General features: G+C 44.8%; 13 protein-coding genes and 1 other annotated feature. Of the genes, 8 read left to right on the forward strand and 5 right to left on the reverse strand.

The window, feature by feature from the left end:
• Positions 1–2: 2 nt before the first annotated feature.
• The 3 genes from IJE10_00735 to IJE10_00745 are packed head-to-tail and all read right to left on the reverse strand — an operon-like array spanning position 3 to position 3,597.
• On the reverse strand, positions 3–1,175 hold the full coding sequence (locus IJE10_00735; protein ID MBQ2966631.1) for an ABC transporter permease: 1,173 nt from the start codon (positions 1,173–1,175) through the stop codon (positions 3–5).
• Positions 1,172–1,876 carry an ABC transporter ATP-binding protein gene (locus tag IJE10_00740; protein ID MBQ2966632.1) on the reverse strand — a complete coding sequence of 235 codons (705 nt, stop codon included), beginning with the start codon at positions 1,874–1,876 and terminating at the stop codon, positions 1,172–1,174. Before IJE10_00740 ends, IJE10_00735 begins: the two co-directional genes overlap by 4 nt.
• Positions 1,873–3,597 carry an HlyD family efflux transporter periplasmic adaptor subunit gene (locus IJE10_00745; GenBank protein ID MBQ2966633.1) on the reverse strand — a complete coding sequence of 575 codons (1,725 nt, stop codon included), beginning with the start codon at positions 3,595–3,597 and terminating at the stop codon, positions 1,873–1,875. The genes IJE10_00740 and IJE10_00745 overlap by 4 nt, the downstream gene beginning before the upstream one ends.
• Before the next feature lie 151 nt (positions 3,598–3,748).
• Here IJE10_00745 and IJE10_00750 point away from each other — a divergent pair, with 151 nt between their 5' ends.
• Both IJE10_00750 and IJE10_00755 read left to right on the forward strand, forming a co-directional pair.
• Positions 3,749–5,743 (forward strand): U32 family peptidase, encoded by a 1,995-nt coding sequence (locus IJE10_00750; GenBank protein ID MBQ2966634.1) that lies wholly within the window; start codon positions 3,749–3,751, stop codon positions 5,741–5,743.
• 15 nt (positions 5,744–5,758) lie between these two features.
• The gene (locus IJE10_00755; protein ID MBQ2966635.1) at positions 5,759–6,178 is read left to right on the forward strand and encodes a VOC family protein; all 420 of its coding nucleotides are present in this window, start codon (positions 5,759–5,761) and stop codon (positions 6,176–6,178) included.
• Positions 6,179–6,216: 38 nt separating this feature from the next.
• On the opposite strand, the gene IJE10_00760 is transcribed toward IJE10_00755, so the two are convergent.
• A complete protein-coding gene (locus IJE10_00760) occupies positions 6,217–7,413 on the reverse strand; it encodes a peptidoglycan DD-metalloendopeptidase family protein (GenBank protein ID MBQ2966636.1) in 1,197 nt (398 codons plus the stop codon).
• Between the two features lie 339 nt (positions 7,414–7,752).
• Positions 7,753–9,339: a polysaccharide biosynthesis protein gene (locus IJE10_00765; GenBank protein ID MBQ2966637.1), complete on the reverse strand. Its 1,587-nt coding sequence runs from the start codon at positions 9,337–9,339 to the stop codon at positions 7,753–7,755.
• Between the two features lie 427 nt (positions 9,340–9,766).
• Positions 9,767–9,839: a sequence feature (ribosomal protein L21 leader region), on the forward strand.
• Between the two features lie 13 nt (positions 9,840–9,852).
• Between IJE10_00765 and rplU the strand changes: the two genes are divergently transcribed.
• The 6 genes from rplU to rsfS all read left to right on the forward strand — a co-directional run bounded on the left by rplU (position 9,853) and on the right by rsfS (position 13,330).
• On the forward strand, positions 9,853–10,155 hold the full coding sequence (rplU, locus tag IJE10_00770) for a 50S ribosomal protein L21 (GenBank protein ID MBQ2966638.1): 303 nt from the start codon (positions 9,853–9,855) through the stop codon (positions 10,153–10,155).
• A 37-nt stretch (positions 10,156–10,192) separates the two neighbouring features.
• Positions 10,193–10,450: a 50S ribosomal protein L27 gene (gene rpmA, locus IJE10_00775; protein ID MBQ2966639.1), complete on the forward strand. Its 258-nt coding sequence runs from the start codon at positions 10,193–10,195 to the stop codon at positions 10,448–10,450.
• A 75-nt stretch (positions 10,451–10,525) separates the two neighbouring features.
• Positions 10,526–11,794, forward strand: a complete 1,269-nt coding sequence (gene obgE / locus IJE10_00780) for a GTPase ObgE (protein ID MBQ2966640.1) — start codon at positions 10,526–10,528, stop codon at positions 11,792–11,794.
• Between the two features lie 11 nt (positions 11,795–11,805).
• On the forward strand, positions 11,806–12,390 hold the full coding sequence (gene nadD, locus IJE10_00785; GenBank protein MBQ2966641.1) for a nicotinate-nucleotide adenylyltransferase: 585 nt from the start codon (positions 11,806–11,808) through the stop codon (positions 12,388–12,390).
• On the forward strand, positions 12,383–12,934 hold the full coding sequence (gene yqeK / locus IJE10_00790; protein MBQ2966642.1) for a bis(5'-nucleosyl)-tetraphosphatase (symmetrical) YqeK: 552 nt from the start codon (positions 12,383–12,385) through the stop codon (positions 12,932–12,934). Before nadD ends, yqeK begins: the two co-directional genes overlap by 8 nt.
• 48 nt (positions 12,935–12,982) lie before the next feature.
• Positions 12,983–13,330: a ribosome silencing factor gene (rsfS, locus tag IJE10_00795; GenBank protein MBQ2966643.1), complete on the forward strand. Its 348-nt coding sequence runs from the start codon at positions 12,983–12,985 to the stop codon at positions 13,328–13,330.
• Position 13,331 lies beyond the last annotated feature (1 nt).

Here is a 13,331-nt window from a genome sequence, read left to right on the forward strand (position 1 = left end):
TCTTAATCGTGTCTTAATGCGTCAATCGGGTTAAGCTTTGCGGCTTTCCTTGCAGGGAAGTAGCCAAACAGTATACCGATTGCGGCAGAGAAGGTAAATGAAATCAGAATGGCAGAGGTGGAGGGGGCTACCCGGATATCCATAAGATTACCGGCTAAAAAGGAGACAAGAATGCCCAAAAGTATACCGATGATTCCGCCAATGGCACTGGTTGTGGCAGCTTCTACCACAAACTGACTCATGATATCGAACCGTCTGGCACCTAAGGATTTTCGGATACCGATTTCCCTTGTCCGTTCGGTAACCGATACCAACATGATGTTCATGATACCAATACCGCCAACAAGCAGGGAAATTGCCGCGATGCCTGCTAAAATGGTGGACAGCTGACCGGTCAGCTCATCCATAATATCAATTAGCTCTGTCATACTGATAATTGTGTAAAGCGAATCGTCTGCAAAAATTTTAAAAAGATAGCTTTCAATGATTTGCTTTGCCTGATCGGATTTGGTTTCGTCCACTGCCGCAAAGGTATAGCTTGCAGGTTGCGAAAAAGGCGTGATGGAGCGGACGGTGGTGTAGGGAATTAAAATTTTGTCATCGGAGGAGCTTTCGGTGCTGTCTGCCTTTTCTTCCAACGTGCCGATAATTTTAAAGGTATTGCCGTTGATTTTAAGGGTTTGACCGACAGCGTTGCCTCTGAAGAATTCCTGCGTGATATAACTGCCGACCACACAGACTTTCTGCCGTGTGCTTACATCACTAAAGCTTATGAATCTGCCCGATTCTAAGGTATCGGTAGATACATCCAGATAAGCCTCCGAAACACCGGTTGTGGAAGAGGACAAATCCTCTGTACCGATTTTCGGTGTACCCATTACCGTAACGTTTGGGGACGCGCCTGCTAAAATGTCGCTGTTTTCATCACAAAGCGAAAGCATGTCTTCCACATCTACTGTGCGGGTGCTGCCTCTTGACTGAATGGAAACGGTAAGAGTATTGGTGCCCATACTGCTGAATTTATCAGTTATGGTGTTGGAAAAACCGTCTACAATGCTGACTAAAATGATAACCGCCGCAACACCGATAATAATGCCCAGCATGGTTAAAAATGCACGCATTTTGCTGGTCATGAGGCTTTTGATGGCAAGCTTGAAGGATTGCTTTAAATTCATGCTTCGGTCACCTCTCTTTCAGAGGCGTTGGTTTTTCGGTCTTCAATAATTTTACCATCCTGAATCCGCACAATGCGCTTGGCTTGCTCTGCGATAGAGTTGTCATGGGTAATCAGCACAATGGTGTTGCCTTCATTATTTAAGGCTTTTAAAAGGGCAAGTACCTCAATGCCTGTCTTGGAATCCAATGCCCCGGTTGGCTCATCGGCGAGGATGACCGAAGGGTTCCCTGCCAGCGCCCGGGCAATGGAGACTCTCTGCTGTTGCCCGCCTGAAAGCTGAGAAGGAAATTTTTTGAGTCTGTCCCCAAGCCCGACTCTTTCCAGTGCGGTTATTGCCAGTTCTTCTCTTTTTTTCGCTGAATATCCTCTGTATATCAGAGGCAGTTCCACATTTTCCAGAATGGTGAGCTTGGGAATCAGGTTATACTGCTGAAAAATAAAGCCTAAAGTCTGATTGCGGAATTGTGCCTGCTCGTCTTCGGTCAGGGTGCCTGCATCTATGCCACAAAGCTTGTATGTGCCGGAAGTTGGCACATCCAGGCAACCGATAATGTTCATGCAGGTGGATTTACCTGAGCCGGACTGTCCGACGATTGCGACAAATTCTCCTTCGTCGATATGAAGCGAAATACCGCCTAAGGCGTGGATTTCGCTGTCACCGTCCACATAGATTTTATAAATATTTTCTAAGTCTATCACCGCGTACCGCCTCCCATGTTACCACGGTTGCCACCACCCGGCATACCGCCTCTGGGGGCACCGGCAGGCATGCCTCCGCCTTGCATCATTTTTGCGGGGTCAAACTCGCTGTTTACCACAACTGTCGTAATCAGAATTTCATCCCCTTCAGAAAGACCGGAGGTGATTTCTACATAAGAGTCATTGCTTAAGCCCGTTTCTACTTCAATCTGCACGTAACCCTCAAAGCTTTTGTCATTTGCTTTTTGTTTGCTTTCGACCTTTTTGCCGTTTTTGGCAGACTTTGAATCTGCCTTGACCCAAACCGTATTGCCGCGGTTTAAGGCGGTGGCGGGAATCAGTAAAGCATCCTCTGCGGATTGTGTAATAATGGTTGCTTCCACGTTCATGCCGGGAATCAAACCTTCGGGGTTGTCAATAATAATGGTAACCGGGTAGGTGGTTACACCGTTTGTAGTGGTTCCCACACTGCTGATTTCAGATACATAGCCGGTAAACGTTTCATTTTCCAGTGCATCCGCGGTTATGGTGGCTTTCTGGTTCATCTTAACCTTGGTTATATCCAGCTCATCCACCGCTAAGGTGAATTTGATAACAGACATGTCGGCAATGATTGCCATGGCAGAGGTGGCTGTACTGCTGTCGAGCTTATCGCCTGCCTTAACATTTTTTTCAATAACTGTGCCGTCGATAGGTGCTTTGATGGTATAATCTTCTAAAGTGTCCTGCAAGTTTTTCAGGCTGAGTTTAGCATCCTGAACAGACATTTTGCTGTCAAAGAGCGCATCCTCCAGAGAGGAGCTGGACAGCTTTGCCACAACCTCTCCCTGACGGACGGAGTCGCCAACCTTAAAGTTTAGCACATCTACCGTGCCGGAAATTTCGGATTTTACAATTTGCACCTTGTTATAATCAAAGGTACCTGCGGTGTTGCAGGCAACGCCGTTGCAGATGGCGGTTGCGCTTACGCCGGGCGTTAACGTATTAATACCGGACACCGCAATGTCCACCTTCATAACCGTCGCACCGCGGCTGTTGGTTACAGAGCCTGTGGAAATGCGTTCTACCGTGCCGCCGTAGGTGGTGGCAGAGCCTTCTAAATGAACGGTTGCAGGTGCGCCTATGTACAAAGCCGAACGGTCGGATTCATTAAATTCGATGCTTAAAATCATTTTGGTGTTGTCCTGTACTGTTAAAACGGGCGTACCGTTTGCGACGTCATCGCCTTTGGAAACGTGCGTTTCGGACACAACACCCGAAACGGGAGAGGTGATGACAAGCTTAGACATGTCCTCCATGTTTTTATTGTGATTCCGCTGGGCTTTTTCTAAAGCATCCTCAGCCTTTTGAATACTGGTTTCCATATCCGAAACATCAAACTGATATAGCGGGTCATCTTTTTTCACAATATCGTTTTTTTCAAAAAAGTCAGATGTGATATCGCCTTTTACCAGTGCGGTAATTTCGCGTTGCTCGTTGGCTTCAATTGTACCCGAACCGGAAAGGGTGATTTCAAGACTGTCACGAATGACGGTGGCAGTTTTGGTTTGAATGTTTGCGGTTGGCTCGCTTTTGCAGCCCCGAAATGCAAAAATGGCAATGAGAACAAGCAAAATCAATACAATAATGAGGATGATTCTCTTCTTTTTCCCGGATTTCCGGATGCGGATATCGGGAGCTTTGCTTTCGTCTGTTGCTGTCTTTTTCCGTAAAATTGACATACATTTTCCTCCATTTTTCAGTCTAAGAAAAATTATACAGTAAAGATGTGAAAAGAGTGTGAAGATTCATAAAAATTTTAGCAAAAAGTTGCTTTACTTTTTGTCGAAATGATTGTATAATGAAAGAAAGCAACAAGAAAGGCGGTGGAGTATGGAACTGTTGGCACCCGCAGGCTCGTTTGAAGCCTTAAAAGCAGCTGTAAGCGCCGGTGCAGATGCGGTGTATTTTGGCGGAACGGCATTCAATGCCAGAGTGTTCGGCAAAAATTTTACCGATGAAGAGGTTGTGCAGGCTGCATCATATTGCCGCAGGTTTGGTGTTAAGGCATATCTGACCTTAAATACATTGGTGTCCGACCAGGAAAAAGACGGACTGGATGCCTTTTTACAGATGATAAACGATTCTTGCATTGATGGCTTGATTGTGCAGGATTTGGGTCTTGCAAGAATGCTGAGACGTATTTTACCCGACCTTCCCATTCACGCCAGCACACAAATGACAATTTGTAATTTAGACGGTGTAAAAACCGCCGCGGAAATGGGCTTTTCGAGGGTGGTACTGTCCAGAGAATTGCCTGCATCCGAAATTGAATATATCACGAAAAACTCTCCCGTGGAGATTGAAGCTTTTATTCACGGCGCTCTTTGCATGTGCTATTCGGGACAGTGCTATTTAAGCAGTGTTATTGGTGAACGAAGCGGTAATCGTGGAAAATGTGCACAGCCCTGCCGTAAAGCCTACGGGAACGGCTATGAGCTTAGCCTTAAGGATTTGTGTATGGCAGAAGATTTTGTTTCGTTTATGCAAACGGGTGTGCATTCGCTGAAAATAGAAGGCAGAATGAAATCGCCTGCGTATGTGGCAGGGGTGGTTTCGGTCTACCGGAAGCTGATTGACCAAAACCGCAATGCAACGCCTGAGGAAATGCAGTTCTTGGCAGAGCTTTTCTCCAGAGAGGGCTTTACAAACGGATATTATAAAGATAAAACAGGCAGGCAGATGTTTGGCATTCGTACCGAGCAGGACAAGGCACAAAGCCGTGAGGCGGAAGTGGAAATCCCTGAAAAGAAGATTAAAATCAACGCAAGCTTTACGGCGGGAAAAGATGAGCCGATGAAGCTGATGTTTTATAACGAAACCCATTGTGCCGAAGCGGTAGGGGATATTCCGCTGATCGCGGAGAAAAACGAAACCTCTGTGTCGGATTGTGAAAAACAGCTTTCAAAGCTTGGCAATACCGATTTTGTGATGGATACTTTGCAATGCGATATAGAAAAGGGCTTGTTTATACCTGTTGGCGCGTTAAACCGCCTGCGTCGTGCGTGTGTGGAAGCCTTTGAGGCGGAATTGACAAAAAAAGAGCCGAGACGCTTTTTGGCTTCATTGCCGGCTGTTTTGGAGGTGGCACAGACCGGGCGGAAAATTGCGGTTTGCAATACCAAAGAGCAAGCTGAGGCGATAGCGGGTTATGTAGATGAAATCCGCCTGCCACTTCATCTGATTGACCGAAATTACGGCGAAAAAACCGCTGTTTTATTGCCCTTTGTGATTTGGGACAGAGAGTGGAAACGGGTAGAAGAAAAGCTGGAGCTTGTAAAAGCGTTTGGAATTACCAAAGCAGTCTGCCGGAATATCGGACAGCTTGCAAGGGCGAAAGAAAAAGGTTTTTTAGTTGCAACAGATACGGGGCTGAATGTATTCAACAGCGAAAGCATTTTAATGCTTAAGGAGTTGGGCGTGAGCGAGGTAACTCTTTCTATGGAAGCCAATGCCGGTCAGATTCGGGATATGAAAAAAGCATTGCCCGCTTCGACGGTGGTGTACGGACGGTATCCTGTTATGGTGATGCAAAATTGTATTATGAAGAACAAAAATGCGTGCATTGATTTTAAGGGGTACGGGCTGTTAAAGGATGAAACCGACCGTGCGTTTCCTGTGTTTTGCGAGATGCCCCATCGAAATGTGATTTACAACGCGTGTCCGCTGTATATCGGGGATAAAGAAAAGCTTTTGCCTGATACCGATCATGTTTTTCTGTTTACAACAGAAAGCGGAGCAGAGGCGAAGCGGATTTTAACCATGTATGAAAACGGGGAGACGGCAGAGTTTGCCTTTACCCGTGGATTTTATAACAAAAAAGTTTAAGGAGGATTTACTAAAATGGCAAATCAGGTAGTTGAAAATTGCGGATTTCATCATATTGCACTTTCCGCATCGGATTTTGAAAAATCTTTAAAATTTTATACCGAGGGCTTGGGCTTTACGGTGTATCGCAGTTGGATTGCAGGGTCGGGTAAGAAAATTGCACTTCTTGACATGGGTAACGGCAACTGCATTGAGCTGTTTTCGGACGGAGAAAAGGCGGAATACCCGGCAGAGCCTGCAGGAAGCTATTTTCACCTGGCATTAAACACTACAGATGCGAAGTCGGCTTATGAAAAGGCGATCGCTTACGGTGCACCGTCTCATAAAGCACCTGCAGAATACACCTTGCCGGCACAGCCTCCCATTGAAGCGGTTATTGCTTTCGTAAAGGGTCCTGACGGTGAACTGATTGAATTTTTTCAGCAGATGAACTGATATAAAAAAACCAAGTGCGATTGCACTTGGTTTTTTGTTTACGGCGTAATTGAAATTGTTTTGGTATCGGGATTCCAGTCAATTTGCGCACCGAGCGCTTCACATATGAAGCGGACAGGTACATAGGTTCTGTTGTTTTCTATGAATGCAGGGCTGTCAAGCACCACCTGCGAATCATTGACACGCGCCACATTGGAATCAATATAAATGTTGATTTGTATGCCGTCCTTGACTACGATGGTTGTGTCGGGGGCAGAGGCATCCCAGTAAAGGGTTGCACCTAGGCTTTCAGAAAGTAAGCGAACCGGAATCATGGTTCTGCCCTCTACGATAATGGGCGCAGAGTCGGTTTCCTGACTTTTGCCGAAAACATGGGCGTGCGGAACGCCGACTGTTAAAAATATTTTTGAATTTATATCCACAGGGGAAACGGTCGGAGACAGGCTTTGATTCAAACAGATTTCATTTAATCTGGCAATGGTGCCGGGACCTGCAATGCCGTCAATTTCCAATCCGTGGAGCTGTTGAAACAGTTTAACCAGCTCTTCTGTAGAAGGACCAAATTCACCGTCTGCCGGAAGATTGGTTCCCATTGCTAAGTTCAGAGAGGATTGCAGCTGGGAAACAATGTCGCCATTCTGTCCGATTTCCAGCATCTGATTGGTATAAAGAATTTGCGCAGAATCGTAGGCATATGATTCCTCGGAATAGTCATATTCCAAAGATTCGGAAAAGGGAGCGGAGCTTCCTAAATAGGTGTGTCTTTCGTCGATATTTATCGGCATGGGATTGACTTCCTCGCCGTTTAATTTAATGTCAAAGTGCAGATGCGGTCCTGTAGAATTTCCTGTGTTGCCTGCATATCCAATGATTTGTCCGCGCTCGACATATCCGTCTTCAATGGCGATGCTGTCCAAATGCATATAACGGGAAATGTATCCGTTACCGTGGTCAATGGAAACAAAGTTTCCGGCAGTACCATAGTTTGGATAGGTGGTTGCATAACCACTTTTGGTTGCTACAATCGGTTTGCCGGTAATATTGCCGACGCCGGTGGAATCCACATCAATGCCCTGATGCCAGCCTCTGTTTCTCTGTCCGTAGCCGGAGCTGATATTATAATAGTGCTGAACCGGCCAGAGCCAGCTTTCTTCTGCATGTATTGGTATTGGGAGTATTGTGAGTGAAATTAAAATTGTGCAAAGCACCAATACCGGGCGCATAAATTTTCTCATAAAAACCTCCTGCTTTTGCAATGTGTCCGGTAAGTGCAGTATAGCATAAATGTCATTTTTTGTCAAATAAAAGGGAATGTAAAAAAAGTCCGGATCGCAAAAACGCGAGTATAAAGGCGAACAAAGTTTGTGCAAACGCACGAGAAAGACACGAAATGAAGAAAACACGCAAAATTTTGCGTGTTTTCTTTTGATAAATGCGTTTTTGCTATGAACAAACTTCGCCTCTCGACGTACCTTTGTACGCCTTCGGGTAACCCCAAACCGCGCTATATCGCGGTTTGGGCTCAGTTTGTCCATTCCGAACATTTTTTCCTATTCCCTAAAAAAGGGCTGTAATTAGTTATTGGCAGGTTTGAAGGTGGGGACTAAATCCATGAGCAATTCACGGGTTTTTTGTTCGTCCTGTGCATGGGCTGCGGTGTAAAGCGCTTCTAACTTCGGCTTCAATTCCTCAAATTCTGCAAAAGAGGGCTTGCCGATGAAAATCTTGTTGTGCGCGGTTTGTCCTAAGCCTTCCTCGGACATTAAAAGCTCTTCATAAAGCTTTTCACCGGGTCTTAGACCGGTAATCTGAATGTCGATATCTTCATAAGGCACATAGCCCGAAAGCTTAATCATGTTCATTGCCAGGTCATAAATTTTAACCGGCTGTCCCATGTCCAGTACAAAGATTTCACCACCCTTTGCATAAAGGGATGCCTGAAGCACCAGTTGTGCGGCTTCGGGGATAGTCATAAAGAAGCGGGTAATCTCCTTGTGTGTCAGTGTTACCGGACCGCCCCGGGCAATCTGACGCTTAAACAACGGAATAACCGAGCCGTTTGAACCAAGCACGTTGCCGAAACGAACTGCAACAAAGTTGGTGGAACTTATCTTCTGGTATGCCTGCACAATGATTTCGCAAAGACGTTTGGTGGCACCCATAACGTTGGTTGGGTTTACCGCCTTGTCTGTGGAAATCATGACAAATTTCGGAATATTGTTTTGCGCCGCACACTGTACCATATTCAAGGTGCCGAACACATTGTTCTTTATGGCTTCGCAGGGAGAATCCTCCATAAGCGGAACATGCTTGTGTGCCGCTGCGTGGAAAATGACCGAAGGCTTGTACTGCTTGCAGATGGAGTCCATGCGGTCTTTATCCCGAACAGAAGCAATGAGTGTTTTAATGTTTAAATCGGGATACAGATATAAAAGCTCATTGGTAAGGTCATAGGCATTGTTTTCATAAATGTCAACAATAATCAGCTGAGAGGGTTCATAAACGGCAATCTGTTTGCAAAGCTCGCTGCCGATAGAACCACCACCGCCGGTTACCATAACCACTTTTCCGCCGAGACTGTCTTTTAAAGCGCCATTATCTAAGACAATCGGGCTTCTGGGGAGTAAGTCCTCAATCTGCACGTCGCGGATGCGCTTGGCAAGACTTTTGTCGGGCGAAGAAATAATCTGATCCAGACTGGGAACAATCTTAACCTTACATTCGGTCTGATTACAAAGGTTTAAAATTTCCTTTGTGGTTTCCTCGTCAGCCGAGGGGATTGCATATAAAATATTGGTGATTTCTTTTTCTTCACAGATTCTTTTGATGTCGGAAATACGACCCAAAACCTCGACACCTTTAATGGTCATACCAAGCTTAGACGGATCGTCATCCACAAAGCCGATAACATTATAATTAAGCTTGGTATTGATGCTCACTTCCCGGGCAACAATCTGACCTGCCTCGCCTGCACCTACAATTAAAAGACGATTACTGCTCTTTTTGTTGCCGTGCTTTTTGACAATGCGGACTGCCATGCGGTGATACATATGTAACAGTGCGCGGGTGAAGCAGGAGAGTACCGCACATAAAAGAGTAGCGGTAAAAATATGATCGGTGGGTAAAAATACAGATTTCGGGATAATGGAAAGCGGAATCATGGGGAACAGAATGAAAAGCGTTGAGAACAAAAGCTTTGCAAAATCCGTAAACCCTGCAGTTTGCCAGTATTTTTTGTATACGCCTGAAAGCAGGAAAAAGCAAATCTGGAAAAATAGCAGAGCAAGTGCCGTATACACAATTTTGTACACAGAGATTTTATCGGCAAAGTCCAGACCGTACAGTAAGATTTCCAAACCGAGGACACTGCAGATTGTACCGATGATATCAGCAATGACAAAAAGAGTGGTAATCAGCACCTGGCTTAAATAGAATTTTTTCATATATATATAAACACTCCAATCATTTATCCTAAAAACATTATATCACTTTCATATGTGAAAGTCAAATACATTTGCAGAATTAAAATTAAGAAAAAAACGCAAAAAATGAAATATTTTTCTTGACAAACGGAAAAAGATGTGGTATCATTGAGTGTAACCGCTCGAAAATGGTTTATGAAGTGCGAAAGCCACCGGTATCGGCGAGTCTAAAATACAGGAGGTGAAACCGTTATGTACGCAATTATCGTAACGGGTGGTAAGCAGTATAAAGTGTCTGAAGGCGATACCTTGTTTATCGAAAAGAAAGACGTTGCTGTTGATGATACCATTAAGTTTGACGAAGTTCTGGCAGTATCTTCTGATGCAGGATTTACCGTTAATCCCGCAGGCGCTTCTGTTGAAGCGAAAGTAATTGGCCAGGGTAAGGACAAGAAGATCATTGTTTACAAGTATAAACCGAAAAAGGGTTATCACAAAAAGCAGGGTCACAGACAGCCTTACACAAAGATTCAGATTGAAAAAATTAACTTTTAATTAAAGTTTAAGTCGAAAATTTCGGAGGTGAGATTACATGGCACATAAGAAGGGCGTCGGCAGTACCAAAAACGGCAGAGATTCCGAGTCTAAACGCCTTGGCGTTAAGCGTGGCGACGGTCAGCACGTTTTGGCCGGTAACATTCTCGTTAGACAGAGAGGAACCAAAATCTATCCCGGTATTAATGTTAAAAAGGGTGGAGACGATACACTGTTTGCCTTGATCGACGGACAGGTTAAGTTCGAAAGAAAAGGTAAAGACAAGAAGCAGGTTAGTGTATACGCTGCTGAATAATGAAACTGCAAGGTGCCGATACTTTATAGTACCGGCACTTTTTACTTTGAAAATATAGGAAAGGAGCGGATAAAAATGTTTATTGACAGAGCGAAAATTTTAGTAAAAGCCGGAAAAGGCGGCGATGGAAGCATGTCTTTTCACAGAGAAAAGTATATTGCATCCGGCGGTCCTGACGGCGGCGACGGCGGTAACGGCGGCGACGTAATTTTTGTGGCGGATAATCAGCTGTCCACTCTTCTGGATTTTAAATATAAGAAAAAGTACCTGGCGGAAAACGGTGGGGACGGTACTGCGGGCAAATGTCACGGTAAAAACGGTGCAAACCTTACCATCAAAGCGCCGATTGGTACGGTGATTAAATACAACGGCGTTATTGTTGCCGATTTGAAAGAAAAAGGCGATACCTTTGTAGCGGCAAAAGGCGGCAGAGGCGGTTGGGGCAACGTACATTTTGCAACCGCAACCCGTCAGGCACCTAAATTTGCAAAGGTGGGCACTTTAGGGGATGAACGTGAACTGGAGCTTGAATTAAAGCTTCTGGCAGACGTGGGTCTTTTGGGTTTCCCGAATGTGGGTAAATCCACACTTTTGTCTACCGTAAGTGCTGCAAAGCCTAAAATTGCAAACTATCATTTTACAACGCTTATTCCCAATCTTGGGGTGGTTTCCGCAGGAGAAGGCGAAAGCTTTGTGGTTGCGGATATTCCGGGATTGATTGAGGGCGCAAGCGAAGGCGCAGGCTTGGGACACGACTTTTTGCGCCATGTAGAGCGTACCCGTATGCTCATTCATGTTGTGGATGTTTCAGGCATCGAGGGCAGAAATCCCATAGAGGATTTTGACCTGATTAACAAAGAACTTGTGGCATATAATCCGGATTTGGCTTCCCGTCCGCAGATTGTGGCGGCAAACAAAACAGATATTTTAACCGATCCCGATATGTACAAAGCTTTCTTGGAAGAAATGGAACGTCGTGAATACAAAGTTTTTGAAATTTCTGCGGCAACCAAGACAGGTGTAAGAGAGCTTATGGCGTATACTGCGTCCATGCTCAAAGAAATTCCGATTCCTGAAATTGAAGTGGAAAGCATTGACCATGTGGATTACACCTTTACACCTATGGAAGAATTTACCGTGCGTCGGGAAAATGAAATTTATGTGGTGGAAGGTCCGTATGTCACAAAGCTGATTAACTCCATTAACTTTGATGATTACGAATCTTTAAGCTATTTCCAGACCATGCTCCGCAAAAAGGGCATCATTGAGGCACTGGAAAAAGCAGGTATTAAAGAAAATGACATCGTTCGCATGGACGAGTTGGAATTTGAATTTGTATTCTAAGGCGGTAAGATATGAATATCGGCATATTTGGCGGTACATTTAATCCCATTCATAACGGACACATATCCCTTGCTGAGCAGTTGCTCGGCAAGGGCATTTTGGATAAGGTTTTGTTTATGGTTTCCGCCCGTCCGCCTCATAAAAATGAACCGCAGGTTTCGGCAGAGGCACGCTATGAAATGGTACAGCTTGCTTTGGAGGACAAACCGGGCATGGAGCCTTGCGACATGGAATTAAAACGAGAGGGAAACAGCTATACGGTGGATACAATGGAAGCAATTCGTGCAAAATATCCGAAGGATCATATATTTTTTATTATGGGTGCGGATATGTTTGTGGATTTGCCCCGCTGGAAAGAGCCGGAGCGGTTATTCCGGGAGGTTTCGTTTATTGTTTCGGACAGAAGCGGTGCGTTTTCGGAGACAGAATACCAAAAAAAGGTAACGGATATTCAGGAAAAATTCAGTCCCAAAGTGCAATTTGTGCCACTTTTGACGCCGGATGTTTCCTCTACCGCACTCAGGTCGGAGGCGGATTGTACCGAACTGCCTGAAAAGGTGTATGCATATATTAAAAGGAATGGATTGTATGAATGAAGAGATTTTAAAGGTGCTGGTGCAAAAGCTTCGGGAGAAACGCTTTTTGCATACCTTAGGGGTTGCAGAGTGTGCTAAAAAGCTTGCTTTTAAATATGGTGCAGACCCCGAAAAAGCCTATACGGCAGGCTTATTGCATGACATTGTAAAGGAAGATACCATTGAACAAATGCGTATGCTTTGTAAGGATTTAAATCTGGATGAAGAAATGCGTGCAACCCGTGCATTGTTGCATGGCCCTGCCGGAGCAGAATATGCTAAACAGCACTTTGAAATTGATGAAGATATGTATAATGCCTGTTTTTACCACACGGTGGGCAGAGAAAATATGTCGGTTTTAGAAAAAATCGTGTATCTGGCAGATGTGATTGAACCCAATCGCACGCAGCCGGGGGTGGAAGAGCTCAGAAGCCTTGCGGAAGAAAATCTGGATAAGGCGGTTTTGCAGGCGATGGAGAATACCATCTCCTATTTGCATGAAAATGGCATGAAAGTACACAAAAATTCTTTAAATGCACGGAATTTTCTGTTGAAATCTATATAAATTTGTGATACAATAAGAATTAGAGTAAATTTTATAAAGGAGGACTTTATGGAATCCGTAGAAATCGTAAAAAAAATAATGGCGGCGCTTGGTAAGCACAAGGCACAAGATGTGAAAATCTTAAAGCTTGAGGATGTAACCGTGGTAACCGATTACTTTGTAATCGCAGGCGGTAACTCCAACACGCAGGTAAAAGCATTAGCCGGTGCCATTGAAGAAGAATTAAAAAAAGACGGCATTGAAGTTAATCACGTAGAAGGTCATGACAGCGCGTCCTGGATTCTGCTGGATTACGGCGGTGTGATTGTACACGTGTTTATGCCGGATGCAAGAGAGTTTTATAATTTAGAACGTCTCTGGGCGGATGCAACCGAAATTGCACCCGATTCACTTTGAT

The sequence above is a fragment of the Clostridia bacterium genome (assembly GCA_017410375.1).
GTDB lineage: Bacteria > Bacillota > Clostridia > RGIG6154 > RGIG6154 > RGIG6154.